This is a genomic window from Devosia sp. Leaf64 (genome assembly GCF_001421945.1).
Taxonomy (GTDB): domain Bacteria; phylum Pseudomonadota; class Alphaproteobacteria; order Rhizobiales; family Devosiaceae; genus Devosia.
The window spans coordinates 19,139-46,128 of sequence record NZ_LMLO01000020.1 but is presented as its reverse complement, the minus strand read 5'-3'; the positions used below and the strand labels follow the sequence as shown (position 1 = coordinate 46,128).

Annotated in this window: 26 protein-coding genes and 1 pseudogene; 17 read left to right on the top strand and 10 right to left on the bottom strand. The window is 57.2% G+C overall.

Features of this window, described 5'->3' with window-relative positions; all coding sequences use genetic code 11:
• Positions 1–319: 319 nt before the first annotated feature.
• Positions 320–1,444 (bottom strand): plasmid recombination protein, encoded by a 1,125-nt coding sequence (locus tag ASE94_RS21025; RefSeq protein ID WP_156352148.1) that lies wholly within the window; start codon positions 1,442–1,444, stop codon positions 320–322.
• A gap of 451 nt (positions 1,445–1,895) precedes the next feature.
• Positions 1,896–2,438, bottom strand: coding sequence for a hypothetical protein (locus tag ASE94_RS21020; RefSeq protein WP_156352147.1), 543 nt, complete (start codon positions 2,436–2,438; stop codon positions 1,896–1,898).
• A 231-nt stretch (positions 2,439–2,669) separates the two neighbouring features.
• Between ASE94_RS21020 and ASE94_RS21015 the strand changes: the two genes are divergently transcribed.
• Positions 2,670–2,921 (top strand): hypothetical protein, encoded by a 252-nt coding sequence (locus ASE94_RS21015; protein ID WP_156352146.1) that lies wholly within the window; start codon positions 2,670–2,672, stop codon positions 2,919–2,921.
• A 31-nt stretch (positions 2,922–2,952) separates the two neighbouring features.
• On the opposite strand, the pseudogene ASE94_RS21505 reads toward ASE94_RS21015, so the two are convergent.
• The 4 genes and pseudogenes from ASE94_RS21505 to ASE94_RS12930 form a co-directional block, all read right to left on the bottom strand.
• Positions 2,953–3,469, bottom strand: a pseudogene (locus tag ASE94_RS21505) (IS21 family transposase); the annotation flags it as partial.
• 175 nt (positions 3,470–3,644) lie between these two features.
• Positions 3,645–4,025 (bottom strand): hypothetical protein, encoded by a 381-nt coding sequence (locus tag ASE94_RS12940; protein WP_062630756.1) that lies wholly within the window; start codon positions 4,023–4,025, stop codon positions 3,645–3,647.
• Between the two features lie 29 nt (positions 4,026–4,054).
• A complete protein-coding gene (locus tag ASE94_RS12935) occupies positions 4,055–4,873 on the bottom strand; it encodes a hypothetical protein (RefSeq protein WP_062630755.1) in 819 nt (272 codons plus the stop codon).
• A 129-nt stretch (positions 4,874–5,002) separates the two neighbouring features.
• Positions 5,003–5,647, bottom strand: a complete 645-nt coding sequence (locus tag ASE94_RS12930; RefSeq protein ID WP_062630754.1) for a hypothetical protein — start codon at positions 5,645–5,647, stop codon at positions 5,003–5,005.
• Positions 5,648–5,701: 54 nt separating this feature from the next.
• Here ASE94_RS12930 and ASE94_RS12925 point away from each other — a divergent pair, with 54 nt between their 5' ends.
• A complete protein-coding gene (locus ASE94_RS12925; protein WP_156352145.1) occupies positions 5,702–7,024 on the top strand; it encodes a hypothetical protein in 1,323 nt (440 codons plus the stop codon).
• Positions 7,025–7,947: 923 nt separating this feature from the next.
• Here the strand turns inward: ASE94_RS12925 and ASE94_RS21500 are convergent.
• Positions 7,948–8,127, bottom strand: coding sequence for a Rid family hydrolase (locus tag ASE94_RS21500; RefSeq protein ID WP_062630752.1), 180 nt, complete (start codon positions 8,125–8,127; stop codon positions 7,948–7,950).
• A 534-nt stretch (positions 8,128–8,661) separates the two neighbouring features.
• Here ASE94_RS21500 and ASE94_RS12910 point away from each other — a divergent pair.
• Both ASE94_RS12910 and ASE94_RS12905 read left to right on the top strand, forming a co-directional pair.
• The coding region (locus ASE94_RS12910) for a flagellin (protein WP_210166239.1) at positions 8,662–11,091 on the top strand (2,430 nt) is incomplete at its 5' end.
• A gap of 112 nt (positions 11,092–11,203) precedes the next feature.
• Entirely contained in the window at positions 11,204–11,623 is a 420-nt protein-coding gene (locus ASE94_RS12905) for a flagellar biosynthesis repressor FlbT (protein ID WP_162236094.1), read from the top strand.
• Here the strand turns inward: ASE94_RS12905 and ASE94_RS12900 are convergent.
• A complete protein-coding gene (locus tag ASE94_RS12900) occupies positions 11,620–11,946 on the bottom strand; it encodes a helix-turn-helix transcriptional regulator (RefSeq protein WP_062630748.1) in 327 nt (108 codons plus the stop codon). The two genes, ASE94_RS12905 and ASE94_RS12900, sit on opposite strands and share 4 nt — an antisense overlap.
• Before the next feature lie 887 nt (positions 11,947–12,833).
• A complete protein-coding gene (locus tag ASE94_RS12895; protein WP_156352144.1) occupies positions 12,834–13,145 on the bottom strand; it encodes a hypothetical protein in 312 nt (103 codons plus the stop codon).
• Positions 13,146–13,335: 190 nt separating this feature from the next.
• Here ASE94_RS12895 and ASE94_RS12890 point away from each other — a divergent pair, with 190 nt between their 5' ends.
• From ASE94_RS12890 to ASE94_RS12845, 10 genes are all read left to right on the top strand, one after another.
• A complete protein-coding gene (locus tag ASE94_RS12890) occupies positions 13,336–14,226 on the top strand; it encodes a rhodanese-like domain-containing protein (RefSeq protein ID WP_162236093.1) in 891 nt (296 codons plus the stop codon).
• Between the two features lie 168 nt (positions 14,227–14,394).
• Positions 14,395–15,246, top strand: a complete 852-nt coding sequence (locus tag ASE94_RS12885) for an ABC transporter ATP-binding protein (protein WP_082461205.1) — start codon at positions 14,395–14,397, stop codon at positions 15,244–15,246.
• Complete coding sequence (locus ASE94_RS12880) at positions 15,243–16,118, top strand: ABC transporter permease (protein WP_062630745.1); 876 nt, start codon at positions 15,243–15,245, stop codon at positions 16,116–16,118. Before ASE94_RS12885 ends, ASE94_RS12880 begins: the two co-directional genes overlap by 4 nt.
• A gap of 20 nt (positions 16,119–16,138) precedes the next feature.
• Positions 16,139–17,191, top strand: coding sequence for an LLM class flavin-dependent oxidoreductase (locus ASE94_RS12875; RefSeq protein WP_062630744.1), 1,053 nt, complete (start codon positions 16,139–16,141; stop codon positions 17,189–17,191).
• A gap of 31 nt (positions 17,192–17,222) precedes the next feature.
• Complete coding sequence (locus tag ASE94_RS12870) at positions 17,223–18,212, top strand: ABC transporter substrate-binding protein (protein ID WP_062630743.1); 990 nt, start codon at positions 17,223–17,225, stop codon at positions 18,210–18,212.
• 58 nt (positions 18,213–18,270) lie between these two features.
• Complete coding sequence (locus ASE94_RS12865; RefSeq protein WP_062630742.1) at positions 18,271–19,665, top strand: NtaA/DmoA family FMN-dependent monooxygenase; 1,395 nt, start codon at positions 18,271–18,273, stop codon at positions 19,663–19,665.
• A 2-nt stretch (positions 19,666–19,667) separates the two neighbouring features.
• Positions 19,668–20,480, top strand: a complete 813-nt coding sequence (locus ASE94_RS12860; protein WP_062630741.1) for a rhodanese-like domain-containing protein — start codon at positions 19,668–19,670, stop codon at positions 20,478–20,480.
• Positions 20,477–21,055, top strand: a complete 579-nt coding sequence (locus tag ASE94_RS12855; RefSeq protein ID WP_062630740.1) for a permease — start codon at positions 20,477–20,479, stop codon at positions 21,053–21,055. The genes ASE94_RS12860 and ASE94_RS12855 overlap by 4 nt, the downstream gene beginning before the upstream one ends.
• Complete coding sequence (locus ASE94_RS12850) at positions 21,052–21,558, top strand: hypothetical protein (protein ID WP_156352143.1); 507 nt, start codon at positions 21,052–21,054, stop codon at positions 21,556–21,558. The genes ASE94_RS12855 and ASE94_RS12850 overlap by 4 nt, the downstream gene beginning before the upstream one ends.
• Positions 21,555–22,073, top strand: a complete 519-nt coding sequence (locus tag ASE94_RS12845) for a flavin reductase family protein (protein WP_082461204.1) — start codon at positions 21,555–21,557, stop codon at positions 22,071–22,073. The genes ASE94_RS12850 and ASE94_RS12845 overlap by 4 nt, the downstream gene beginning before the upstream one ends.
• A gap of 1,431 nt (positions 22,074–23,504) precedes the next feature.
• Here ASE94_RS12845 and ASE94_RS20700 read toward each other — a convergent pair.
• Positions 23,505–23,951: a DUF4262 domain-containing protein gene (locus tag ASE94_RS20700; protein ID WP_082461203.1), complete on the bottom strand. Its 447-nt coding sequence runs from the start codon at positions 23,949–23,951 to the stop codon at positions 23,505–23,507.
• 431 nt (positions 23,952–24,382) lie between these two features.
• Between ASE94_RS20700 and ASE94_RS12835 the strand changes: the two genes are divergently transcribed.
• The 3 genes from ASE94_RS12835 (at position 24,383) to ASE94_RS20695 (ending at position 26,508) form a co-directional block, all read left to right on the top strand.
• Positions 24,383–25,006 carry a LuxR C-terminal-related transcriptional regulator gene (locus ASE94_RS12835; protein WP_162236092.1) on the top strand — a complete coding sequence of 208 codons (624 nt, stop codon included), beginning with the start codon at positions 24,383–24,385 and terminating at the stop codon, positions 25,004–25,006.
• Positions 25,007–25,529: 523 nt separating this feature from the next.
• Positions 25,530–26,162 carry a LuxR C-terminal-related transcriptional regulator gene (locus ASE94_RS12830; RefSeq protein ID WP_156352142.1) on the top strand — a complete coding sequence of 211 codons (633 nt, stop codon included), beginning with the start codon at positions 25,530–25,532 and terminating at the stop codon, positions 26,160–26,162.
• A 19-nt stretch (positions 26,163–26,181) separates the two neighbouring features.
• Entirely contained in the window at positions 26,182–26,508 is a 327-nt protein-coding gene (locus tag ASE94_RS20695; RefSeq protein ID WP_082461202.1) for a DUF2442 domain-containing protein, read from the top strand.
• The last annotated feature ends 482 nt before the right edge of the window (positions 26,509–26,990 follow it).

Here is a 26,990-nt window from a genome sequence, read left to right as displayed (position 1 = left end):
CAACCCGAGGCGCCGACACTCGACATTGGGCTATCTGAGCCCCGTGGAATACGAAGAGCAAGCTAAACTAGCCTAACTTAGTGTCTACCGAACCGGCAGCAGTTCAGGCAAAACCGGTGTGGTTCAATTTTGCAGGAGTTCTAAGGGGATGTCTGGTAACATCCTCTAGCAGTCATGGCGTCCTCGTCTGTGCCCCGCCCCTTTGATGGACCTCATCACCACTCGATGTTGGATAGGGATCGTTCGTCCAGAAAAGCTGTCGGGCTTGACGGTTCCGGCTTCGCACTGAGCGAGAAAATGCGTACCTGCGAGTAGGCGGTCATGGCCAGTCGTCTTCCTCGATGTCATTGTCGAGCGCGGGATAGCGGTCTTCCTCCCAATCTGCTGCATCTTCAGTAAATTCGACATCCATATTGCCTTCCGGGCCGGGATCGTCCTCATAATCATTCTCGACACCTTCGGAATTTCCTGGGCCATGATCGCCGTCGGCCTCCTCGGCGAAATCGGAAAAATTCTGGACCTCGAATCGACTGTCTTCTCTCGGAGTTGGTTCAGTCGTGTCCGTATTTGCTGCGCTTAAATCGGCCAGCAGCACACTGAGCGAATTGGCACGTCCTCTATCATGTTCGAGCCTTGCCGCCCCGATGGATGTGGCCATCACTTTGAGATCATTCAATGCTTTTTGATTGGCCTCGTATGCGCCGGCCGAGAGCCTATCGGTCGCTCGCTCGATGATCATCGACAAATTGTCGAGAACGCGAGCTGTCGCTTGACGCTGAAGCGCCACGTCGCGCTGGAATCGTCGCCTTCTTGGTCCTGTCCGCTCGTGCCCAAAGCGCTTGGACACCTTCTCATAGTATCCATCCTGAAAATTGCGCATACCTGCACGATAGGCACGCTCTCCATCGATCCTATCGGCACCGCCCTCAAGAGCCTCCTTACGAGCCTTTCGGCCAGGATGGAGTGTATGATCCAGCCGGTTGAGCGGTCCAATCGGCGGGATAACGAAAGCATGAACATGGGGATAGGGTTCATCCAGATGCAGAACGGCGCTCCCGAGATTGTTTCCAAACGTCAGTTCGAGCCAGCTGACAACGGATTGAGACCATTCAATTAGGTTCGCATCGTTTATGCCAGCGTCGAGTTCGCGCCATGGCACCGGATAAGATGCCACGATCCCGTATAATACTGGAGAGGACCGCCGCAGCGGTGCCCCGCGGTTGTCGCGGCCAAAATCATAGATCGTCTCGACACAGGGTTTCAGATTCTGTGGCAGGTCACCGCACAGCAGAAGTGGCGGACTTGGGTGCTTGATGTGCGGCATGGCGCCGGAGACCCTCCCGGCTTCATCAAGAATATCGAAAGCATTTTCATGCCATCGACGTCTTCCCATTGTTGCGGCGAAAGCGCCATACGTATTGAGTCTTACGAATTGGCAGTGCATGTGCCTTCCTCATATTCCGCACTGCATTCTAGTGAGTACCGACTAGATTAGGCGTCACTAAAAGTCTCAAAAAGTCACTCGGAGTCACCAGAAGTCACTCGGAGTCACCAGAAGTCACTCAGAGGCATAATTCGTCATTGTCGCAGTCGCCCCAACAAGAAGCGCGGTCGCCCCCGATTAAGACTGCACGGTGTTGATTGCTATTGCGAAGTGGCTCGTTAGGCGGGTATATTCCCATCGCGCCTGGCTCGAACGCACTTTTGCCGAAGCTTTGTCTATCGAGCTCCGATCAATCTCGCCTGTTGCGGATCGAGCTTTGCACGCCCAGACATTTGCCGTTTCACGAGCTTCACGCGCGTGATCTGTCCTTCGGTCTGCCCGTTGGGCCATGGAGAGATGATCGCATTTCTGACGGCTGTCATGTCCTTTTCGACCCCGTTGGCAAAGGGGCTTACAAGGCTGAGTTTTGCTGACCGGAACCATTCTTCCAGTTTGGTTGCTGTTTGGACTGGATCACGGACTGAAAGTCCTCGAGGGAAGTGGTGCCGGCCACCACCAGCTCGGGTGCATTCAATTTGATCGCAGCGATCAAGATAGCTGCTGACTTTGCCAAATCAGCCCGCGCCGTGGTCAGAAGTCTGGCGAGCACGCGTGCCGATGGTGTCCGTGCCAATCCGCTTTGATTTGCCTTTTCAGCAACACGCCGGCGTTGCGCCCATTGTGAGACGACACCACTCTGTCCTTGAAAGCCCTGCGCCTGCATCTCGCGCCAGAGCGCTAAAGCATTTCGGACGCCCTCGTCCCAGCTGGTGTTTAGCCACGGGAGCCAGCTATCTAGCGAACTTGGCCACGTGCGGAAAACGTCGAACCTCGGGCCGCGCGCGACATCACACGCGACCTTCCGGCTATGGCCGGTCTGACAGAGGATTGGACAGATCGAGGTTCCTTTCTTCGACAGCTCTTTGATGGCCTCATCAGTATCCTGCGGGCGCAAATATTCCTCATATTCCAGCCTCTCGGCATAGATCAGCAGCTGGGATCACGATATTGCTGCCTGCCGCCGGTCTGATCTGACGCATGGATTTGCCGGCGGCGTCGAGAAACGCGCGGCTGGAGTTTTCCGTCAGATGCCGCGGTGGGCGACCTATTTGGCATTCGGCAAGCCTCTGGCGATCGCCTCGCCATAGCCACGCCCACTATCTCAAGCAACGACTGATATGGATGGATGCTCGACCAGCCAGGCGCGGGAGGTATTAAACGTGCGATCTGGCAGCAGCCCGACCGGCCCGCGCCGCTCGAGGTGGGAGAAAATCGTCCCGTCGGTTTGCCTGCGCCGGAAAGCGAAGTCGTCGATTCCAACCGATGTCAACGTGTCATCATGGTCTATGACCCGTCGGCGGAAGACCCGCAGCAATGTGTCTTTTCTGACCGGTACCATGAGATCATCCGCAAAACTGGCTGCGGGCCTGCCGCCTAAAAGCCAGGCCGCGATGTTGCACGATGATCTCGACTTGTCGCGTGCGTCGGCTATAGGCCCGCATGAACAGCATGCGGCTGTGATAGAGCCGGAGATGAGCAACCGTGACCGTCACCGTCGTGCCGTTGATCAGCACTTCATATTGGCTCCAGTCGAATTGGTAGGCCTCCGCCGGGGCAAAGCTCAGCGGCACGAAGGCTGCAGCCGATGACGAGGCATGGGCCCTGGTGCGAGCATAACGACGACTGCATGATAGCCACCGTCGTAGCCGAGGCTACGGACCTCCTCGAACAGCCGGATCAGCGTCAGCCGTTCCCGCGCCGCCTTGTTCTCGCTCGCCGACAGCAGCCGATCCAGCTCAGCCTCTAAAGGGCCAATCCGCGGACGCGGCTGGTGCTCACGCTCATACTCGAACGTCGTCGCGCCCGTCCGCACCACCTTGCGCACCGTATTGCGCGACACATGCAACTCGCGAACGATCTGCTTGATCGTCATGCCGGCCACGAAAACTTGCGCCGGATCCGCGCAATCGTATCCATGCACTTAATCCCCGCCACCCATCCTCACTCCGGGCTGGGTAGTCTGCTCAAATCAAACATTGGGGGTCAATACCGACGCCGATAACCTCGTTTCGGGGTCAAATTTGCACGCCGAAACAAAGGTCACTTTTCAGATGCAATCAACAGGCATAGGCCCGCAAGCACGTCCTCGCGGGCCTATTTGCTAGAGATGCTTGAAACGTCCAGCGCTTAATCGATGGAGCTTCAGCTTCAAAAGCTCGACAAGTGTCAATCTGCTGAGCGCCGGCAGCAAATCCTTTGCGAACGGGCTCTCATGGTCGATGCGTCCATCCCTGATCACCTGATTGCCTGCCGACTGCACAGCACGATGCTCAATCTCGGCAATCAGCGGGCTGATCCATCTGTCCTGAGCCTTGGTTTGCATGAGACGCTTGAGATGTCTCGCTGCGTGGGCTGAGCCGATTGGACCGTCACTTCGCAGAACACGTCTTAAGCTCGCTGGGTCGAGAAAGCGCGCGATATACAATAGCGCGCTCGCCTGTTCGTCCGGATCGGAGATGTCAGCGATTTGGCGCAGTGCCATTTCGCTGACCGCTTCGTGGCTGGGCCCTTCTATGAAAGGCCGAGGGTAAAACCCAGGCGGCGCATTGCCCCATCTGTTTCGGTTATGAGTTTAGCTGACGCACGGCGCATCAACTGAAAGATGGTCGGGTTCTGTCCGATGCTTTCTGCAATCTTGGCGATCTCCAAGATTTTTCTTGGATCGGCCATGTCGCCAAGCGTAAGCCCGGAGAGGCGAATCTCATTAATGATTGCCATCGGCGTTGGTGGAATGACAACAACCCCGTCGTTTGCCATTTTGACGAGCTTTCGCAAGTCGTGTCCGGGGGACACGTTTCTGACGTCACCGTCACGATTGCTGATGAAAGGCACGATGATGTGGGGCGATGGCAAAAGATCCCGCCAGATCTCGAATGCCACGAGGGCGTCACGCGCAATATCTGGTCGAGTAGTTACTGGAATGGCGATCATGGCATATCGTCCGATTGCCTCAAGGCGTGGCCCGAAGTCGAGCTGGTCGACAGCGTATGTGTGACGATTGATCGAGGAAGCCGCGCCGTCGTAGAGCAGGATATCGTTTGGCAGAGCCATGTGAAGCCTCTGGTCGAGTGCTTCATGAGCGCGGATGTCGGCAAGAGGGTCGTTCACAACAATCTCGGTCGCAGCCAGCAGGAGCCGCGTCAGCTGTCCGTAAGGCTTCAGGAACTGTTGGCCATCATTGTCATAAAGCCATAATGATAGGAGAGAGCGGTGGGATGCTTCAGCGAGGAGGTGTGCAACAAGAGACTTTCCCACCCCCCCAAGCCTGTGCTGAGTCATAATCAGGAGCGGCGGCATTTCCTGCTGGCGGATTTCTGGAAAATCGAGCATAGCGTTTCCTTTCGAGGAACCGGCAGCGGAATGCGGCCGGAGTGACCGGACCGTCGTGCAAAAGCGTGATAAATGCGAAGGGGCCAATAGCGGATTTGCTCAAAGCGACCTTTTTTTGGGTGAGCACACTCACTCCTCCGCCAGTCGTCGCCTGCCTGTTCTTGAATGAAGTGCCTCGGTCAGGGACATTTGTCTTGGTGGATCCGGCGGCTGTTTGACAAGCGCCAAAGTATTTGGTTGGCCCTGTTCTAACGACGCATGCGCGTTCGCTATATTTGGTTCTTTCGACCCGGAGGGCTCTGGTGCGGGCGATGCGCTCAAGGCCACCGCCCCGCTCACATTGTCAGATTGATGATCGAATGGACGAGCAGCATCTTCGCCAATCTGTCGAGTAGCGGACAGTTCAGTGCCGCGCTTTATCAAAGGGTCGCCCTTTTCCCGGCGGAGCCTGTGATAGTACGTCTTGATACGATCTTTGAAATTCTCCAGCTCTGTCTTGTCGCCTCTGGCCTTCTTGATAACTTCCGCCATGTAGTAAAATGAATTGTCTTCAATCTGAAGCTTTCGGAGGGCGGGATATAGGCGCAAAACGTGGTCTATGAGTGTCACGAGGCCACCCGCATTTCGACACGTGGCTTTCGCCAGCTTCTCGAATTCTTCATGTGTCATTGACAGCACCTGTGTCGCCGCGTTGCGGGACTGTCTTTTTGCTGACAAGAGAATGGAGCCAAGCAGGCCAATAGCGGATTGGCTGACTCGCGCGGAAAAATGCATGGTTGGGCGACCTTTGCCATGTGAGCGCAAGCACACCAGGGAAGGTCCGAGATCATGAACACATGTCTGACGGTATTTGTGCTATTGCGATCAAGCGATGACATTCCCATCCAAAATCAACAGCTCTTGAGACAGCGTTCTCCTACGCTTGGCCTGACACGAGCAATGATGGAGGATCTCGAGGAAACCATCACTCCTTTGGCCGCAAAGATCGTGTCAGGCTATCTGGAACAGATGAGGCGGGTTTTTTCGAGCCGCATCGGCTTGGATCTCGTCGTCAACAGTTTCAGCGATAGCGAGCTGGCTCGTATGCATGTAGCAACGACAGAACAGGATGACCTATTCCGCGCCAATAACATCGCTCTTGCGTTGATCTTGCCGTCGGATTTCGAAGGCACTCATCACACCGGCCGACCAGAGGACAGCCCTTCGGCGTTAGCGCTAAAAGCTGCGTTGGCTCAAGCAACGTTTCGCATTCTTCGGCTCGGACTGAGGGCTGATCGCGATGCCGCCGCCGAGTTTGACAACGCTTACAAGGCGATCGGCGACAAGCTCACAAGCTGCAACTCTCTGTTCAATATTAATGCCAGCCATAGCCGAGCAAGGAAGTTTCCGGCGCGGCATTTCGGCGAGCAAAATGGCTTGGATTTCATGGCCGGTGCGTACGGTTTGGATCAAGCCGAATGCACGAAGCTGCTCGATGACGCTTTCGCTCGACGGTTGCAAAGAAGATCTTTTGCTGAAGTCTTGACCACCGAGATGCGCCTCGTCGACACATTGACAGCTTGGTTCCGCGCGCTGGCGTCGGCGGAACAGGGCCGAGTAACGCGTCGAGACACCATACGGCGGCTGCTCAATGACGCAGGCCACAGCTGGGAGACCGCCCCAGGAGTTTTGGAACCTCCGAAGATTTCTAAGGCGACGGCCAAAAAACTCACAGCTGAAAAGTCGCTGCCCTCTCTTTCGCTTCGATCCATGATCGAGGCCGCTGTGCTTTTCAACCTCGAACCTGCTTTTGATGTGCTGCCGACCCGGCGATTCGAGTTGCCCATCCTCGCCATGGCCGGTCTTGTCGGCGAGCTTGGCTGGCGGCGGCAGATGACGTCTATCGACAACTTTATCCTGGCGGGCGGGCTGATCGCGTTGGTGGAGGAGCGCGGTTTTGCAAACAAAAGTCTTACAGGGCTTTACGGCGATGAAGACGACGCAGACCAGCTCGCAAAGGATCTGTCATTCCTAGAAGGGCTGTTCCGTAGAGCGGGTCTGGATCCGCATGAACTGCGGGAAGGTGCGGTAACCTATTTCGAGCACGAGAAAACCTTGAACGTACGTCCTCAAGCATCCTGGCCGCCCATGTTCTTTTTGGACGATGACTAGTTTCGACCTTTTAGAAGGGTTGGAAGGATATGGAATCGAAGAGGCCGTGTCGCGTCTTTGAGCCGCCCGGTTTGAGTCGGGGCTTAAACGCGCTGTTGGCAGAGCTCTTCGATGTAGATTTTTCTCTATCTAAGACTTGGCTAAGACACAGACCCGGCGCTGTTGCACCCGCCAACCGTAAATGTCTCATAACGCCGGTTGCCTTGGCGCCTGCGATCCATCGTCCATTCGCTCAGTCAATTGGGATTGGAGGAGGCTGAAGGAAGCGAGCGGGTTTGGAGCAGATCGATCGGAGCTGCCGGCAACAGAAGCGTGTTGCTGACGAGGGATATGAGGCTGGCCTTGGCCGGTGAGCCGAGTATTTCGACGGCTCGTGATCCGCTATCGGGCCGGGGACGAGGACTGCGGTCCGTCAACGGTTCGGCTGGCAGTGATCGCCCCATCACGCAGGAGACCACCCCCCTTAGGGTTCGGGTCGATGTAGGCGTTTCAATGCCATATTACTTGGCAATAGTCTCGATCGACAGCACCAGTACGGCGTTTACCCTCAGCATGAAGACGATTGTATGCGCGACGACGAGGGCCACGCGGTCTGCCCGTTCGTACACGATGGGCGCTAGCTTTCGCTCGGTGCCTCTGTCGGCAATCGTCTCGCCGTCTGTATCCTAAACATTTTTGTTTCGGAAATCATCTCTGCACCGGGTTGAGATGAGATTGGATACTATACCGTGGAGGGGATGGCGTTGATGTGCGTGACCACGCATCTCGGCAGGCTTCTGCCTATGAGCTCCGGCCCTGGCCGCCTCGTGGCGATTTCAGCTGGTGCGCTGACGTGCGGTGACTTCGATGTCGACTTTAATCTCTTCCACTGGAAACCCGTAGATGATCGTGGTGTTGGTGGGGCGCGGATCGGAAAAAGCCTCTCATAGAACCTCTGAGACGGTCATCACGTCCTGCCGATCGGCGACATAGACATTGAGCCGAAAGATATCGGCAAGGCCCGCGCTCGCTTGTTCAAGGGCCGCAGCGATAGTGCGGAGCGACTGGCGAGTTTGCTCCTCGGGGTTGGGCGAGATCCAGCCATCCGGATCGTGTCCTGCCATTCCGGACACAAATACCCATTCACCATCAAGAGTGCTCAGGAATAGCCGGCAAGTTTTTCGAATTCGAGCCAGAGGAAATGGCCCAGCGGTCGGTTGCTATCGCTTCTACTTTCATTTGGGGGTGACAGGTCTTTGGAGACCAATTCGCTATGATGCGGCGCTCGCGCCGTCTTCGGTGGGGAGAATGTCGAACACCAAATCCTGCGAGGCGCGGATATCAGCCTCGCATACATCCCCGAGCCCATTCCAGTTGCCGCTCTTGATCGCATCGATCATGGCGGCATGCTGATCCGTGAAGCCGGACCGGCGTTCGTTCTTGAGCAATTCGCTCATCCCGTCCGCATCGGCGGTTTTCTTGAGGTTTGCGCTGGCAGGAGCACCCGCCGCAGATTGGTGTGATGTCAATCCTGACATGCTCGTTGATGCAAATTTTACGTAATCCGGTAGCAGCCCGTTCAGCATTAACTGGCCATTAAATAGCGGTGCCTCATGGTGAAGCAGGCCTTCAGAAGAGGGCCAACATCCAAGAATNNNGGTTCCGATGTTTCTCTCTCGAAGGCCGTTCGCGCGAACCTTCTGAGCCTCCAGAATACCGCCTCGATGATGGACAAGACGCAGAACCGTCTTGCGACCGGCAATAAGGTGAACTCTGCCCTCGACAATCCCTCGAGCTTCTTCACCGCCTCGGCTCTTAACAGCCGCGCAGCCGATATGAGCAACCTCCTCGACTCGATGGCCTCCGGCATCAAGGTCATCGAAGCCGCCAATAACGGCATCACCGCGCTGACCAAGAACCTTGAATCCATGCAGTCGACCCTGCGTCAGGCTCGCCAGGACAAGTCGTTCTCGACCAAGTCGTTCGAAGTAACCGACGCATCGGTGATCAACCTCGTCGGTGGCCAGTTTGGCGACGAAAGCAAGTCCCTCAAACTCGCTGACGCGGTCAAGACCGCTGGTGTTAAGTCCGAGCTGACTACGACCGCAACCACCGCCTACATCGGCCCATCCGCTGTTGCGGCTTCGGGCTCGGGCGCGACCGCTATCGAGGCTCAGGGCATCGGCGCACGTACAGTCGTGTCGAATAATGAAGCTAACGTGGCTGCCGACAAGTTTGCAGTCGGTGCAAAGTTTACTGTTGCCGGTCAGGAAGTGACGGTTTCGGCCATCACTAACACCGCCATCGCCAACGACATTCAGACCAAGCTGGATTCTGTCGACAGCACCAAGAACAAGTATAAGGTCACGGCGGACGGCGCCAATGGCTTTACCATCGAGACCCTGGACCCGACCGCAGAAGCGGCCAAGGTTGAGTTCGCCGCTGCTGACCAGGCACAGAAGGCCTCGACCTCCTTCAACTACAGCGCTGTTCCGGACTCCATGACCGTGGGCGGCCAGACCATTGAGACCGGCGCAACCTTCGAAGACTTCGTTGCCAATCTCGAAAAGGGTCAGAAGGACGGAAAGTACACCTACACCGCAGATAAAGCCTCCGGCAACATCACCATAACTGCGTCCGAATACGGCGCTCCTGCTCCAGTTACCAGCATCCCGACTAACGTCGTTGGCGTGAAGCAGGTGGACACTCTCACGATCACCGGCCCCGCTACGGCCGCTGGCAATATCACAGTTGGCGGCATCCAGATCACCGTCGCTAACGGCGCGACCGCTGCCAATATCGGCGATAGCGTTCGTGCATTCTTCGCCGACCCGTCCAACAATAGCCAAGCCGTTCAAGACTTCCGTGCTATGTATGATCTCGGCGGCACGGGTGCCACCGTTACCTTCACCGCTAAGACTCCAGCAGCTCCGGCAACTCCAGTGACCTACGTTGCTGCAGCTACGGGTGTCGCTGGCACCTCGACCGCAACCACTGCCGGTGTAGCTGCCGTTGACGGCCGTACCGATGTCGCTGCTGTCCTCGGCGCCTCCACCAAGACTGTCGCAGCAGCTACCGACGAGTTCTCGGTTTCCTATGACGGCAAGACCGCAAATATCTCGATCACCGGCGTCAAGGGCGGCGGCGTTGCTACAAACGAAGTCGACGTCAGCAAGTGGCAGGCTGCGACGATCACTTCTGTAAATGCACAGCTCGAAAAGGCCGGCATCAAGGGTGTGGAAGCATCGTTTGATACGAATGGCAAGTTCTCGCTGGTTGCCAAGGAAGCTGAAGCGAAGACTCTGGCGATCACCGGCACTGACGCTGTCTCCCTGTTCGGCTCGGATGCTGTCAGCACGGGCTCCAAGGAAGTATCTGCTCTCAATGCCACCAAGACTGTCGACAAGTTCGTTGAACTGATCAACCGCGAACACGGCGGTAAGGTTCGCGCTTCGAATGACAACGGCAAGCTGCGCATCGAAAACATGTCGACTCAGGAACTCGATATCGGTGTCGATACCAACGGTAACGGCGCTGTTAATGCACTCAAGGTCGAAGGCAACTCGGTCCGTACGAACCTGTCCAAGCAGTTCAACGAACTGCGTGACCAGCTCGACAAGCTTTCTGACGACGCTTCCTTCAACGGCATCAATCTGCTCCGTGGCGACAAGCTGAAGATCACCTTCAACGAGTCCGGCACGTCGTCGATCGATATCCAGGCCAAGGACAAAAACGGCAACGTGCGCGGCATCAACGCCTCGAACCTGTCGATCGAAAGCCTCGTTGCTGAAGACCTCGACACCGATGAAGCAATCGATTCTTTCCTCGGCAAGCTGTCTTCGGCTCTGACCGAACTCCGTTCGCAGGCTTCGGCCTTCGGCTCCAACCTGTCGTCTGTCGAAAACCGTCAGTCGTTCACCAAGAACATGATCAACACGCTCGAAACCGGCGCAGCGAACCTGACCTTGGCGGACACGAACGCTGAAGCGGCCAACCTTCTGGCTCTTCAGACCCGTCAGCAGCTGTCGTCTTCGGCTCTGTCGATGGCGTCGCAGCAGGACCAGGCTGTTCTGCAGCTCCTGCGTTAATCGCAAGCAGCACAACGATAAAAGGAAGGCGGGTCACAAGCCCGCCTTCTTCTTTTTCATTGACATGATCGGCGAGTGGATCGTCTATGTCCGCCATAAACGGCGAAAGCAGATGGCACTCAAACTTACTCTCAAGCCTGGCGAAAAACTCTATGTCGGCACCGGCATGATTTATTGCGACGCCGATGCGATCTACAATCTTTACGTCGATGGTGCCCTGCCGATCATTCGCGAAAAAGACTACCTCGACCAGGTTCACGCAGATACGTCTTCGCGGCAGATCTACCTCGCCATCCAGCAAGCGTATCTTGAAAACAATTTCGACGCTTACCGCGAAAGCTATTTCCGGCTGACCGGAATGATCATCGCCGAGCTGCCGGGCGCCATGGCTCACGTGGCAGAGATCAACAAAGCCATCGGGCAGGGGAAGCTTTATAACGCGCTCAAGGCTGCCCGGAAGCTTGTGCAGTTCGAAGACGGTCTCTTGCCCGAAGGCCAGCGCTCAAGCCATTGGCAGGGCTTTACCGCTTAGCTTGGATCGCCCTCTGAAGCTTTGATGGCTTTGGGTTTCCGCCCGGCGGCCATGGCTCGGGGACGTTCCTCGGAGGCATCGGGCACTGTCAGAAGCTGCGAAACATGGATCGCGCAGGCGGCGGCCAGCTTTTCAAGCACAAGGATCGATGGGTTCTCCAGGCCGCGTTCGAGGCGACTGACATAGGTGCGATCAACGTCTGCCTTGGTACTGAGGCCGTCCTGGCTGAGACCGGCAGCCGTGCGCCACTTCCGAAGGTTCCAGGCAATGAGGTCGGTCGCGGGCGCTGAAAGGCCCGGCGGTTTTTGAGAACCTTGCTGCACGTGCCATCTCTCCAATCCCGTCTGATCTCACGGCAGCCTTAGCCATGGGCGCTCTTATTGGGGCTGGCTTGCGCCGTCAAGAATTCTGCCTTGTCATCACTGAGGGAGGAGACCGGGTTTGGTACCTGATCGAAAAATGTCCTCGGATGTCGCAGCAACCGCTATCTTGAAATTCAAGACACTTGACACGTCACGCTGCGTTGCGCGGACGCCTGTCGATCCGGGCTCCACGTTGCCAATCGGGATTTGATAGGGACGGGCTGAACGAGGATTTCAGCTGGCAACAGGTGCATCTTTGGCAAACGACAAGCCCAAATTCGACACCGAAGACAGGCCCCCGAGGGCGGGGAAATGTCTGATAACGGCCCTTCCTAGCCCCATGCGCTCCGTCGATCCCGGCGCGGAGGACAAGGATGGGCAACGCCGACAGGCAGCGTTGGGCGCCCACAGTCGCGAGCGGCCTTTAGTAGCGCCTATCGCTGCTGGCAGAAATGGGGCCGGTGGCGGACAGTCGGCTTTCGGGAGCAGCACGCGCGATAGCTGCCGTTCAGCAGCGCCTCGCGTGACGGCAGCAGTCGACCCCATTGCGGTCGTTCTGGCCCGGCCATCATAAATCCATAAGCCGACATTCACACGTCAGGCAAATGCGCCGACACCGTCCGATGCGTCTTAGGTCATGCAACTGCTGGCTGAGCGCTCGGCCCTGACACCGAGCAATGATTCAAATGCACGCCTCTTGGGTTCGGACCAACGTCCGTTCGTCCGCCCCAACTGCCGAAAGCTACCGCCCTCAAACCAGTCCGAAGTTGAAGTCAGGGCAGGGCCGTTACAAGTCGCGTTGCTGGTCAAGACCAGACCAATTCGGATACCGTCACTTATGCGGGTATTTATTCCTGCCATTCCGACGACATGGCGACGAAGGCTTTTTTCAGCAGCGTGTTTTCGCTCTGAAGCTTGGCGACCTTGCTGCGCAGCCGTTTGAGTTCGGCTTCCATTTGCAGGTGCGTCATTGGCGGCATCGCCGCCTCGGACATGTCGGCGACGCTGCTGGATGCAGCGAGGGAGTCTTCCTTTTTCACCCAAAGGCGAAGTGACTGCTCGCCTATCTGGTATTCTTCGGCGACTTCCCGGTATACGGTGCGGTCCTTCGGATCCTTGAGGCGCCGAAGGTTGACCGACTCGATCGCTTTGGAGCGCACATCCTCGGAATATCGTCTGGCAGAGAACAAGCCGCTTGCTCCTCGGCACACTCGAAAAATCTCACCCTTGAAGGACTGTGGCGCCCATGTCGGGTTGTTCGTTTATAAGGTCTAGTTAAAATAATAATGTTGATTTTCGTTTCGGTAAAGGGCTGAAGGCGTTGTACTGTCAAGAATGGCTCGGCATGCGATGACAGAACTGCCGCCGCTTGTTTCAACGGAATGGCTTGCCGTCCACCTCGGCGACCCTGATCTCGTCATTCTTGAAGCCAGCATATTTCTCGATACCAAGAACGCCTCCGGCCGACCCGAATTTCGCAGCGGTCTCGACGCTTTCGAGGGCGACGGGCGCCTTCCACAATCGCGCTTCGCCGACCTTTTTTTCGATTATTCCGACGCCAGCGCAACGCTTCCGTTCACACGCCCACAGCGGTCGCAGTTTATCGAATCGGCGACGAGAAGCGGCATCGCCGCGACAACAACCCTGGTGATTTTTGATCGCCTTGTTGGCCAATGGGCAGCGCGCCTATGGTGGCTGTTCAAGACTTTTGGCCATCAGCGCGTGGCGGTTCTGGATGGCGGCTTCAAGAAGTGGAGCTCTGAGGGCCGACAGATCGAAACCGGGCAGATATGGCCGCATCTACCTGAAAAATATCAGAATTTGTGGGATGGTCTGCTGCTCGCCTCCAAGCAGGACGTTGAGAAGATTGTGCTGGGGGAGGACCGTGCGGCCCTCGTCTGTCTACTCCCGGAGGACGATTTTACCGGCGCAGTATCGGCAAGGCAGAGAGCAGGCCACATACCGGGTAGCGTCAACTTGCCGTTCAAGACCCTGCTCGACCCCCGCACCAATGCGCTCCTGCCTCCAGACCAGCTTCGCGCCGCCTTCGAAGCCGTTGTGCCGCTCGATGGCCGCAAGATCGTGACCTATTGCGGCGGCGGTATCGCCTCGACCCTCGGGGCGCTGGCGCTGTCGGTCATCGGCTATGGCAATGCGGCCGAATATGACGGCTCGCTCGCCGAATGGGTGGAGGATACAAGCCTCCCCATGGAAACCGGACCAGCCAAGCCCCTGCGCTAAGAGGCGAGCATTTCGTTCCCCGCCTTGGCAAGTTCGCCGGGCAACGTTCCTACCACACCCGCCGATTTCGAAACGTCGTTCCTTGTATAATTATAATTACAATTTATTGTCTAGCACATCGATAGACAATATGCGGTTGGAGCCATTGGCCGGGCCGCTGGGGACGGCATGACCAACTTGAACCCGCTGCAGGCTCACGGTGATACGGCGGCATTTCGAGCCTCCAAAGCCTCTGCCATTTCGGTAAGCGATGTTTCAAAGACATTCGTGACGAGCAATGGCCGTCAGGTCGATGCGCTCGCGCAGACCAACATCGATATCGAGCGCGGCTCCTTCGTCGCCGTGGTCGGCCGATCGGGCTGCGGCAAGTCGACCCTGTTGCGTTTGCTGGCCGGCCTCGAAGCGCCGACGACTGGCTCGATCAGCATCAATGGTGCAGCCGATGCCGGCCGCAGCGTCCGTTATGTCTTCCAAAGCTATGGCGATTCGCTCTTTCCCTGGCTGACCGTCGGCAAGAATATCGAATTCGGCCTTCGCCACGCCCATGGCGACCGCAGGGCGCTTCGCTCGCTCGGCGCTGACGCGCGCGAAACCCTCGTCGAAAATCATCTCGATGAAGTCGGCCTGAGCGGCCGAGCGTCGCATTTTCCCTCTGAACTATCAGGCGGCATGCAGCAGCGGCTCGCCATCGCCCGTGCTTTGGCGTCAGGGCCAGACATCCTTCTTCTCGATGAGCCCTTCAGCGCCGTCGACGCCTTGAGCCGCGCCAATATGCAGGATCTGCTGCTGCGCATCTGGCAGGAGCGCAAGCTCACGGTTGCCTTCGTGACCCACGACATCGATGAGGCGCTTTACCTTGCCGACCGCGTCATCGTCATGAAAGAGCATGGCGGCGGTATCGGCGAGGATATCGCAGTCAATCTGCCGCGACCGCGCGATCAGGTTGCGACGCGCGAACTTCCAGAATTTCTCGCCATGCGCCGGCACATTCTCGAACTGGTTCTGCGAGGTGCCCAATGAGCGTGAGTACGATCGAGCGCGACGAGGTGCATTTCTCGTCCAAGCGCACCGGGCAGGATGCCACTGCTGGTAACGAGCCGCAGCTTGCTTCCGCCCGCTCTGGCAAATCTGCTGTGCGCAAATTCTTCCACACCCGTGCCTTCGGCTGGACAGTGCTTTTGCTGCTGCTGGTCGCCTGGCAGCTCTCGGCTCTCGTCAAGCTGAACCCAACCGTGTCCTCGCCGCTCCTTATCGGCCAGACGCTGGTCGAGGAACTCTCGGGCCGCGGCCTCCTCTGGGCCCTTCTCGATACCATGCGCCTGCTCGCCATCGGCTTTGCCATCGCCGCGCCGATTGGCGTGGTTCTGGGCTTTCTCATGGGGCGGGTGCGAGTGGTGTGGGCGCTGCTGGAGCCGCTGGTGGAGATTGCACGGGCCAAGCCCACCACGGCCATCATCCCGGTACTGATCCTGTTCTTCGGCATCGGCGACACCATGAAGATCCTGGTGTTCCTGCTCTCCGCAATCTTCCCGCTGCTGATGACCTCCTATGCCGGCGCCAGAAGCCTGTCGCAGACGCTCAAGGAAACTGCCCAGACCTTCCGCCTCAGTTGGTGGGAAACCCAATGGGAAGTCGCCTTGCCGGCCGCACTGCCCTTCATTCTCGTCGGCATGCGCCAGGCTCTTGGCACGTCGCTGATGATGTCCGTGGTGGTGGGCATGGTCGCCGGCAACGATGGTATTGGATTCTACATCCTCGAAGCCCAGCAGGCCTTCAACATCCGCAAACTGCTGGCAGCGACCGTCCTCGTCGCCATCGTCGGTTACCTCATCAACGCGATTTTCCTTGCCCTCGAGAAGCGGTTCGCCCGAACCGGCCTCATGCAAAGCTGACTGTTACTGGGACTAAGACTATGTTTGAAATCGGCCTTTTCAGCTTCGGCGATACCTATCCCCACCCCGTCACCGGGGTGCGCCAGAGCGCTTACGACAATCTGCACGACCTCTTGAACCGTATCGAACTCGCCGACCAGCTCGGCCTCGATTTCTACGGTGTGGGCGAGCATCACCGGCCGGACTTTTCCGTCAGCGCATGCTCGACCGTGTTGGCGGCCGCTGCATCGCGGACCAAGCAAATCCGTCTTGGCACGGCGACCATCGTCCTGACCACCGACGATCCGCTGCGTCTCTACCAGCAGTTTTCGACGCTGGACCTTATCTCATCCGGCCGGGCCGAACTTGCGCTCGGCGGCGGGGTGTTTCTGGAGTCCTTTGATCTTTTCGGCGTCGATTACGCCGATCGCAGCGAATTCTTCAACGAGAAGATCGAGCTCATCTCCAAAGTCAATCGCTCGGAAAGCGTGTCGTTCTCGGGCAAGAGTCGCTCGAGCCTGACTGATGCGCTTGTCTGGCCTCGCGCCTATGGCGAAGAACTCAGCATCTGGCAGACGACGGGGCTCAACGAGGCCTCGTTCGAACGCGCTGCGCGCCTCGGCCTGCATGTCCAGACCGGTGCCCCCGGTCCCGAGTTCGAACGGCTGGTTGGCCTCGTTCAGCTCTACCGCGCACACTCGGCAAAGCTCGGCCGCACTGGCGATGCCGCTCGCGTGGCGCTCAGCGCCCATGCTTATGTCGGCGATGACAGCGCCAAGGCGCGCGACACGTTCTTCCCGCACTACCAGGCCTATGTTTCCAACATGCGCCTCAACCGCGGCAAGCCGGCGCCGACGCGCGAGCAGTTCGAAGAGATCGTCGCCGATCCAAACTCCAACATCGTCGTGGGCGATGCCGACTATGTGCTCGAAAAACTTCGCCACCAGCATGCCCGCATCGGCCATGACCGCCACATCTTCCAGATCGATTGGCGCGCCGTGCCGCAGGCCGATCAGCTCCGGGCCATCCAGATTCTCGCATCCGACGTCGCACCAGAACTGCGGCGCCTGACGGCCGACAGCGTCGCGGCCTGATCCCAACGACACCATCACGGAAACCACCATCATGACCATGATCGCCAAGGGGGCACTGCTGTCCCTCGCTCTCTCGACGCTGCTTATCGGCGGCGCCTCGGCCCAGGACAAGCTGCGCATTGTCCTCACTACCGGCACCTACAGCATCGCCATTGCCCAGGAAGAAGGCTTCTTCGAACGGCACGGGATCGAGGTCGAAATCACTGGCCTCGCCACCGGCACCGAGACCATCGCGGCCGTCGTCGGCGGCAGCGCCGACATTGCCTATGCCGATACCTTTGCCGGCGTGAACGCCATCCACAATGGCTTCGACATCCGCCTCGTAGCCGGCGCCAACCACACGAGCCAGGCCGTCAACTACATCGTCAAGGCCGATAGCGACATCCAGACACCAGCCGACCTCAAGGGCCGCAACCTCGGCATTGGCGGCGTGCCGTTCTTCCGCGTCTTCGCCAACAAGTTCCTCGAGAGCAACGGCATCCCCCCGGCCGACGTCAACTTCAACATCCTCAAGCATGGCAGCGCGCTTCCCGAGGCTTTGGAGAATGGGGCCATCGACGCCTATCAGTCCCTGGGCTTCCTCTCGGCCTATTCCAATGATGGCGTAGGCGACGGCTACAATTTCCGCACCGTCGGCGACCCGGTCACCGCAAACTATCAGAACCCCGATGCCGTCCAGGCCGGTTGGTGGACCACCGCCGATTGGGGCAGCAAGAACGAAGATCTCGCGGGCCGCTTCGCCACCGCCTATCGCGAATTCGCCGTCTGGTTCAATGACCTCGACGAAGCCAAGCGCACCGAAATCGCGCTGAAATTCGACAAGGTCGACTATGTCGCGCTTGCCGGTGGCGACGCCGAAAAGCTCCACAATCTCGCCTTCCTGACGGCGGCTCGCTACGTCGCCGCTGCGGTCGACGTGGACGCTACCCAGGAATGGATCGCCTCCGGCGTTGAAGCTGCGCCCGAGCAGGTGCTGGAGAATGTCTCCATCGCCGACTACCTGCTGCCCTCCGCAAAATAATCAATAGGGCCTGCCGGGCATTGAGCCTGGCAGCCCACCCCTGACGGGAAGGCTTTTCATGGCAAGCAAGAACAAGCGGCAGCTCAAGATCGGCTATTCGATCTGGCCCACCGGACACCATCGCACAGCCTGGCGGCTGCCCGAAGCGAGCAATACGGGCACAGTCGATCCCGTGTTCATGGCCGATACGATCAAGACCGCCGAACGCGGTCTTTTCGACTATTATTTCATCGGCAATGCCATCAAGAGCGATCCCGAATCCGCCCGCGCCAATGGCAATGAGGTCTTCAAGATCGAGGGCTATGCCCTTGGCGGTTATGCTGCCGCGCTGACCAGCAAGATCGGCATCGTGGTGACCATCAACATCACCTATTCCGATCCCTACAACACCGCGCGCGCCATGGCCTCGCTCGACCACCTGAGCCGTGGCCGCACTGGGCTCAACGTTGTCACCGGCGTCGCCGGCACCGACGCCAACCTCAATTTCTCGCGCGAAATCCACCCCAAGGCCGACCAGAAATACGCCCAGGCGGACGAGTTCCTCCATGTCTTCAATGCCTTGCTCAATAGCTGGGACAAGGACTGGCTGGTCGACGATCGCGCCAATGGCGTCTTCCTCGATCCGGCCAAGGGTCACCGGATCAATCACGAGGGGGCATTCTTCTCGGTCAAGGGGCCGCTGAATATCCCGCCGCCACCCCAGGGGCGCATTCCAATCATTCATGCCGGCACCAGCGAGGAGTCCTTCGACCTCGGCGCTAAATATGCCGACATCCGTTTCAGCCCCTATCGCGGCCGCGACTGGAACCGCGCCTATTACGACGACATCAAGGGACGTCTCCCTAAACATGGCCGCACCGCCGACGATCAACTCGTCCTGCCCGGCTTCACATTCTTCGTCGATGAAACGAGCCGCTCGGCCCACGACAAATATCGCGAAGTCCAAAACTTCACGCAGAACGAATATGCACCGAAGCTTGTCGGGGATTTCCTCGGCATCGAGCTTGGAACCGCCGATGCCAAGGAAAAGGTGCTCGATGTCATCGACCTCGATGCGCTCAAGGCCAAAGCGAAGTCCGCGCCACAGAAGCTGACCGGCATGCCCTTCCAGTCGCCCGACAAATCCTGGGTGGTTGAAAGCGCCCTTGATGCCTTTGGCGACCGCGAAAACGTCACCTTCCGCGATCTCTTCCACTACATCGCCAATTTCCCCGGCAACCAGTCTCCCGTGGTCGGCAGCGCCAAGGACGTGGCCGATTGGATCGAAGAGCGGTTCGAAGATCGCGAGCTCGATGGCGTCAAGATTTTCCCGCCCTATTCGCCCCAGCCACTGGCCGCCTTCGTCGACCTCGTCGTCCCCGAACTGCAGCGGCGCGGCATCTACCGCACCGAATATGAAACCTCCACGCTGGTCGGCCATCTCGGCCTCGACCAGGCAAAGGATCAGGCTTGATCATGACTTCTGCCATCATTTCCGCCGCCGACGCCCTGGCGCTGCATAGCGCGGGGCGGGATATCGTTTTCCTCGATGTCCGTTTCGCGCCCGATAAGCCAGACTCCCGCGCTGACTATCAAGCTCAGCACATCACCGGAGCGCATTATGTCGATCTCCGCACGCAGTTGCAGGGACAGGGCGGTGGCACAGCCGGCGCAAGGCCACTGCCGGGTGTCGAGCAGCTCCAGCAAGATATCACCCGTTGGGGCATCAATCCTGACAGCCTCGTCATCGTCTACAGCGACAAGACCCATGCCGCCGCTGCCCGCGCTTGGTTCGTGCTTGAATGGGCCGGCCACCAAAATGCAAAATTCCTCGATGGCGGCCTCAATGCCTGGATCGCCGCCGGCGGCACGACCTCGAACGAAACCCCCGCGGATGGTCACGGAACATTTGAGATCATCACGACCGGCCATCTGCCGACGGCCTCCGCCGACGAAATCGCCGGATTGATCGCGACCAATATCCCGGTTTTCGACGCAAGAGACCCCGCAGGCTATGAGGCAGGCCACATTCCCGGCGCTCGCAGCATTTCCTCCAAACTGGTTCTCGATGAGACCGGCCATCTGCTGCCCAAACCCGCCATCGAGGCTCTATTCGCCGCCAATGGCGCAAAGCCCGGCGATACGGTTGGCGTCTATTGCGGAGGCGGCGTCGCCGCGGCGCTCGAAAGCCTTGCCCTGCGCGAAATCGGCATCGACGCGCGCCATTTCGTCGGTTCTTTCTCCGCCTGGTCTGCCGACCCGGCCCGCCCGGTGGCGCAAGGCAAGTGACCGATACCGGCAAAGGGACCACTCCCAGTCCCAAAGCGGCTGGCAAGAAATCCGGCGCCTGGATTCCCCAGGCCGCCGGCTTTGTCGCGGTCGCGATTGCAACAGGCGTACTCTGCTATGTCCTGCAGGGTGAAGACGCCGTCGTCAGTAGCCTTCGCGCCAGTGCCGATCAGTTTGGCGGCATCATCGTCGATCTCGTCTGCGGCCTCGTGATGGCTGCCTGTATCGGCGCGCTCCTCCCAAAGGAAAAGGTAGCGCGCTGGCTCGGCGAGGAATCCGGCTGGCGGGGTCTGTTCGTCGCCATCGGTCTCGGCATTCTTATGCCCGGCGGTCCTTTCGCCTCCTTTCCGCTGGTCCTCGCCCTTTCCAAGGCGGGTGCAGACATGGGTGCTCTCATTGCCTTTCTCACCGCATGGGGCGCGCTCAGCGCAAGTCGCGTCCTGATCTGGGAAATCCCCTTGCTCGGTTCCGATTTCGTCCTCACGCGCCTGCTCGTCACGCTGCCACTGCCGCTCATGGCCGGCCTGATTGCGCGGTTCATCGTCGCGAGAACGCGGAAAGCGAGCCTCACATGAGCACTGAGACAATTGTCATGGTCCTGCTGTCACTGGCACTGCTGGTGACAGTCCGCCTCGCAAAACCCGAAAAGTTCGGTTCGATGCTGCGCGGCATTCTCGATCAGTTCAAATCCGTGGCCTTCACTGCTCCCGCAGGCTTCGTGATCGCGGCCTTTGTTAGCACCATGTTGCCGGCCCAGCTCGTCGCCGGCGTTCTCGGCGAAGCATCCGGCTTTGGCGGCATTCTCTTTGCCAGCATTGCTGGCGCCTTCATTCCCGGCGGCCCGATGGTGTCCTACCCGATCGTCTTGACCATCGGCCATCTCGGCGCCGGCCACCCGCAGATGATCGCCTTTGTCACCGGCTGGTCGCTCTTCGCCTTTCACCGGATCGTTTCCTACGAACTCCCCTTGATGGGCACACAGTTCCTGAAAGTCCGTTTGATTTCGACAGCAATGCTGCCCCCGCTCGCCGGGGTCGTGATGCTTCTTTTACGTCCAATTTTCCAAGGCGCGATATGATGATCGCAACTAAGCTTGATAGCGCTCATGCAGATGCTGATCCCGCTGCATTCAAACTGGCGATGCGCCATCTCCTGGGAGCGGTCAGCGTGATAACTGTCGGGACCGGCGCCGAGATAACCGGATTTACGGCAACCTCGGTGTCATCTCTCTCGATTGAGCCGGCAACAATCCTTGTCAGCTTGAATCGTTCGTCTTCGTCATGGACTGCTCTGCTAGAGGCGCAAGCCTTTGCGGTGAATATCCTCTCCGCCGATCAGTCTGACATCGCCAGTCGTTTTGCCGGCATCGGCGGGGTGAAGGGCAATGATCGATATCTCGGCTCAGAGTGGACACGTGGGGTCACCGGGTCGCGTCTATTGGAAGGCGCGCTATCGAGTATCGATTGCACCCTTGAAGACGCGATAGAGCGGCACTCCCACGCCATTCTAATCGGTCGTGTCAGGCCGGTCAGTGTCGAGACCAAAGCATCACCACTGGGATATTTTGACGGTGCATTCAGAACGATCAGTTGATGACAGGCAGATAGCGACCCCCTTTCGGACGTTCAAGTCGATTGTGTCTACGCCGAAAAGCCGCCGTTCGTGGGTCGGAGCCAACTTTGGCCGTACGCCTCGTCGCGCTCTAGCGATTGAGACTGCACTTCACAGAAACCGGCTTTCAAATGGCCCAGCTTTGACGTTGTAGAGAGGCCGTCTTTAGCAGTCTGGCGATACACGGGCCGCTCGTCCATAATATTGCCTGTTTCTTTTTTGCGTCGGCCAGCCACTCCTAGCGCCACCCTTCGGACGCAACGGTTGTTTTGGCAGGACTCCCAAAGCAAAAATCTTTGTAAAAGGGCAGTTGTCGCTTCGCGTATGGCCATCACACTCAGGCGTTTGCCAAACCATAGCTATTGGGCTGACATTAAATAATGTCGCGAACCATGCAGACATCACTCTCGTTGGTAGCTTGTTGCACATTTTTTCAGCATCACGTCCGCTAGTGTCTGATTGCGTTTGTATATTATAATGGCACAGCTTTTGTTTTCGACTTGTTCAAAGACCTACGTCAATTGAAAGGCGATTTCAGCCATGAGGACACGCTCGGCTGCGGCCCCTGCACACAAGCATTTTCAGCTTCTAACCGAAAACACTGACCTAATCGCTTGGGCGACGGATGTTGCCGGTGAGTGTTGCTATCTCAGTCCAGAGTGGTTCACGTTTACCGGCGCAGCAAAGGACCACGGGCTCGGGCTCACCTGGATAAGCCTCATACACCCTAAGGACGTAGCCAGAGTGCGCCGTTCATTCTTCCAGGCTTATGAAAATCGCAGTGCATACTCGTCGCTATTCCGCCTTGCTCGTGCAGGAGACAACTACTCGACAGTCTGGGCCGTAGCTCTGCCGAAGTTCAACGACGATGACGAGTTTCAAGGTTTCCAAGGGACCGTATGCATCGTTGAGGAACACCAAGCCGACACCTTCGAAGACGAGCTGGAGGGCCAACAGCCGCTGAGACGGCGATTAACGGACCGAGAGTGTGAAATACTGAGACTTATATCTGAGGGAAGTACCAGCGAAAGCGTCGCAGCAGTTCTGGGTATAACCGGTCGCACAGTCGACACTCATATCTCGAACGCAGGTGCCAAATTAGGGGCGTTCAATCGGGTTCATGCTGTGGCTCTCGCTATGAAATTCAAGCTGATTTGAAAGCCGCAGTTGAGCTTGGATAGGTGGCCGCCATGGGTGAGGTTTGGCTCTCTACACCAATGCTAAAGCGAAGGGACTCACATAGTTCCGATCACTTCACAGGATCCAAGCCCAGCAAAAAGTTCTAGACGCTGAAGCCGATGATTGGCGTATCCATTTGGGCACCCCGCAGACATGATGCTTGGCGTTATGGACCTTATTGCAAGACTATGTTGCAGACGCTGGCACCTAAGTTGGACCACTGACGCCTGCTACTCAATTGCGTAAGCCCTTAATCCGCTGGCAAGCAGCTACGCCGGCATCACAACCAGATTCGTGAGGGAAAACGCCGTTCTCGTCCGGCCAAAGAACCTGCAGCAGAGGCGTCTGTGAAAATTTTTTTTGCAGATTAAATGCTCGCGTGAGCACCATGGTTCTATGTAGCAGATCGCTTCGAGAAACATCACGAAAACGAACATCATAGCCCGCCAAGACTTGGTCAGAGAACTCAAAATTCGGGAACGGCCACCGTTCTTTCACCACTGAAAACGCGTTTTCTAGCGATGGCACCGCTAGTCCTGGCGCAATTCCATACATTATCAAATCCGGATGCCCTGTCGCCGCCCCGCCTATCGTGAACGCTACTGGCGGAAGTCCGTAACCTCCGGGCATTGCAGGAATGACGAGGCCCCGTTTTTTCAAACTGACGGAAAATCTGATCATTCAACAGATCCAGTTCGGCCTGAGTATTTATTGAGAACATGCTTCCCTACAGGTTGTGCGATCAAAAATGCTTAAGCAGTGGACGTGGTGGTAGCGAAGAAAACAAATAGCGCCGTTTCAACATCTTGATTGAGTATTACTTCGAGAATCTATGAGCTCCCCAAATTAGCGCGCTCCAGCATGAATGACATGATTTGAAATTGAGCAAGGTAGTGTTGTAGCGCTTCGCTCCCGCCGTGTATCGCTGAGGTGTGGAGCCTTAGTGGGAGGAATGATCCAACTAAATCCGCGGCGAAATATAAAGGCGCGTTGGCTAAGAGTTAATACGTAATTTTCAGGACAATTCAGCGATTCTTCAGATGATAACTGCGTGAAATTCACTTCAGCATTATCTAATGTCATTCGACGTACCATACCGGCCGGAGCTCGTCATGGCAGACCCTTCCAGTAGTTGGACAGAAGGTCAAAAGCTATTTCGTTCGATTATGGAGAGCACGCGCCAACTCGGCTGGATCTGCAACGAGTTTGGCGAATGCATCTATCTCAGCAGCGCTTGGGGCGAACTCACTGGGATCGCAGATGGTGTCGGTACGGTATGGCTAAACGCCGTTCATCCAGACGACCGTCGTGCAACTTGGTCAGCGTTCGCGAAAGCGAACCTGGATCAGGAAGAGTACAGGATCGACTACAGGATCCGCCGCGCCGACGGAGGCTTTGTGCTCGCTACAGGCCATGGCGTTCCGCATCAAAATGCAGGGGGGCTTTATGAGGGGATGTTCGGCATCACCATGACCGTGCATCAGCAGGCTGAAGCCTCGAAACTTTCCGTCGAAACCGATGCCAAAAGGAATGTGCTGACCGAGCGTGAAAGGGAAGTTTTGCGCCTTTTTGCTGAGGGCTACACCGCAGAAACTGCGGCAGTTCAGCTAGGCATCACTGAAGAGACAGTGAAAGTGCATTCGAAGCACGCGGTAACCAAACTGGGCGCCTTAAATCGTCTGCACGCAGTTGTCACCGCGATCAGGCTAAACGAGCTCCACGTTCAACCTGACTGATCGGCTCGGTTGAACGGTGATAAAGTTTGCCCCACTCATCTGGCCACACGGATATGTCCCCGGTCAGCGTAAGTTTCGCACCCGAAATGGTGGCCAAAAGCACTGCGTAGCTCAGCGCAAAAGGCAGCGTCATAGCCTCCTCTTCACGATAACCGAACGTCTCTCCAAGTTGCTCACATAGGTAAGCCGGTGCCTTGAGCCGACCGTGAGGCTCTCCGTCGTGCCAAATAAGTGTCAATGAGATGTGAGCGACACTTGGAGTGTCCTCATACCAAAAACGCCCAATCATCTGCGTCCCTCAGAGATTTGTCGCTGAGCAATTGAGGCATGATTTGGGGCCTCTTGCAACTTACCGTTGATAAGATGCCATCATTTTGGGCGATACGAAATTTTGCATACCACTTTTGGGGCATTGATCGGTAGATTGTCCGATTTGCGAGGAGCAATACTTACCACTATACGGGTATTTTTTCGATATCTCACTTCCGTCATACTACCAATCACCCTACGCAACGAGGCGAACATGGTAGATGAGATAAGCCTTTCGAAAAGAGCTCTAGCCGACGTTACTATCTATATTTTAGATAGTGATCTTCAAAGTTGCGAACATCTGAGCGTGCTGTTCCGACTTGAAGGCTACGCTACTCACTTCTTCCTGGATACCGACAGCTTTAATCGCGCGGTATCGAAGCGCGGGCCGAACCTAGTAGTGATGAAATCGGTTGTTGCTGAACAGAGCACTATTCCAGCTCTCATGCAGTTCAAAGCTGAAACCTGCGGCATACCGGTAATCGTCATCGAGGCCATTCAGAGCGTGGACGCAGCAGTAGCCGCAATGAAAGCGGGCGCACGCGATGTCTGTTCCGTTCCGCTGGATAGCGAACATCTGCTCGGTACAATCCGTAGCGCGTTGAGGCAGCAGTTTCAGTCTGGCGTGGGCAGCAATTCGATTGAAATCAGAGGCTTCAATTCCCTCACAGATCGGGAGCGAGAAGTTCTCAACCTTATTGCTAACGGTCGCTCCAACAAAGAGGCGGCCAACACTCTCGGCATCTCTCATCGTACGGTGGAAGTCCATCGTTGCCGCGTCATGCAGAAAATGAACGCAAAGAACGCAGCCGACTTGGTTCGAATTGTTCTTCAGACGAGCCCATAATTAGACCTCGGAGCAAGCGATGGAAGACGTCGACATAATTTCAGCCGGAAAGCCCATTCCTCGACTTGCGAAGGTCTCGCCTGGGCAGGGGCGTACCGTTAGTGTTGAGTGGTCGGATGGAAGAGTGTCGGTGATTGATCTGACACCTCACTTGAGCCATCGCGCGTTTGTCGAACTTGTCGATGACGACGTTTTCCGATCCGTCGAAGCGGATCCCTGGGGATGGGACATCCGCTGGCCTTCTACGAAGCACGCAGCAATACCAACGACTATTCTGCAAACTCTCGAAGACGGCACTTATGGCAAGGCCCACACTGCACCTGATAAGCAAACTGATCAGGGATGATCCCATGTCGACTATTTCGGTGTCAGATGATTGGCAGGGTTTTCGCGGCGCACACTTGATGCCCCTAGTCCCAGCCACAAAGGCTAGCCACCCAGACGTCTAGGGCTGATTAATCCGGGTTATCATCTGGTCTTAAAAAGGTATCGAAATGGTCGCTGGACACGAACAAGCTGAAATTACAAAGGTTAGCTGTCTAGTTGGCCTCCGAGTGCTGGTGTCACTCAGCGATGGATCCTCTCGGTCGGTCGATATGGCGCCTCTTCTTTACAACAATCGTAGTTTTACAAAGCTGCGTGGCGATAAGCAGCTTTTTGAGACACTAAGGGTAGCTCAAGACGGACGAGTTCTTGAGTGGGCTAATGGATCACGCGTATTAACGAGCTCCGTCCTGCGATTGCCCAATGCATCTATGACCAAGTCGGAGTTTAGGGCGATCATGGATGAGCTCCGCCTAAGCGTAGAGGGATTGAGTCAACTCATGG

Coding starts and splice junctions, on each gene's coding strand:
- ASE94_RS21025 (WP_156352148.1), bottom strand. CDS start 1,444: ATGCACTGCCAATTCGTAAGACTCAATACGTATGGCGCTTTCGCCGCA.
- ASE94_RS21015 (WP_156352146.1), top strand. CDS start 2,670: ATGCTCGACCAGCCAGGCGCGGGAGGTATTAAACGTGCGATCTGGCAG.
- ASE94_RS12940 (WP_062630756.1), bottom strand. CDS start 4,025: ATGGCACTGCGCCAAATCGCTGACATCTCCGATCCGGACGAACAGGCG.
- ASE94_RS12935 (WP_062630755.1), bottom strand. CDS start 4,873: ATGCTCGATTTTCCAGAAATCCGCCAGCAGGAAATGCCGCCGCTCCTG.
- ASE94_RS12930 (WP_062630754.1), bottom strand. CDS start 5,647: ATGCATTTTTCCGCGCGAGTCAGCCAATCCGCTATTGGCCTGCTTGGC.
- ASE94_RS12925 (WP_156352145.1), top strand. CDS start 5,702: ATGAACACATGTCTGACGGTATTTGTGCTATTGCGATCAAGCGATGAC.
- ASE94_RS21500 (WP_062630752.1), bottom strand. CDS start 8,127: ATGGCAGGACACGATCCGGATGGCTGGATCTCGCCCAACCCCGAGGAG.
- ASE94_RS12905 (WP_162236094.1), top strand. CDS start 11,204: ATGGCACTCAAACTTACTCTCAAGCCTGGCGAAAAACTCTATGTCGGC.
- ASE94_RS12890 (WP_162236093.1), top strand. CDS start 13,336: ATGACAGAACTGCCGCCGCTTGTTTCAACGGAATGGCTTGCCGTCCAC.
- ASE94_RS12885 (WP_082461205.1), top strand. CDS start 14,395: ATGACCAACTTGAACCCGCTGCAGGCTCACGGTGATACGGCGGCATTT.
- ASE94_RS12880 (WP_062630745.1), top strand. CDS start 15,243: ATGAGCGTGAGTACGATCGAGCGCGACGAGGTGCATTTCTCGTCCAAG.
- ASE94_RS12875 (WP_062630744.1), top strand. CDS start 16,139: ATGTTTGAAATCGGCCTTTTCAGCTTCGGCGATACCTATCCCCACCCC.
- ASE94_RS12870 (WP_062630743.1), top strand. CDS start 17,223: ATGACCATGATCGCCAAGGGGGCACTGCTGTCCCTCGCTCTCTCGACG.
- ASE94_RS12865 (WP_062630742.1), top strand. CDS start 18,271: ATGGCAAGCAAGAACAAGCGGCAGCTCAAGATCGGCTATTCGATCTGG.
- ASE94_RS12860 (WP_062630741.1), top strand. CDS start 19,668: ATGACTTCTGCCATCATTTCCGCCGCCGACGCCCTGGCGCTGCATAGC.
- ASE94_RS12850 (WP_156352143.1), top strand. CDS start 21,052: ATGAGCACTGAGACAATTGTCATGGTCCTGCTGTCACTGGCACTGCTG.
- ASE94_RS12845 (WP_082461204.1), top strand. CDS start 21,555: ATGATGATCGCAACTAAGCTTGATAGCGCTCATGCAGATGCTGATCCC.
- ASE94_RS20700 (WP_082461203.1), bottom strand. CDS start 23,951: ATGATCAGATTTTCCGTCAGTTTGAAAAAACGGGGCCTCGTCATTCCT.
- ASE94_RS12835 (WP_162236092.1), top strand. CDS start 24,383: ATGGCAGACCCTTCCAGTAGTTGGACAGAAGGTCAAAAGCTATTTCGT.
- ASE94_RS12830 (WP_156352142.1), top strand. CDS start 25,530: ATGGTAGATGAGATAAGCCTTTCGAAAAGAGCTCTAGCCGACGTTACT.
- ASE94_RS20695 (WP_082461202.1), top strand. CDS start 26,182: ATGGAAGACGTCGACATAATTTCAGCCGGAAAGCCCATTCCTCGACTT.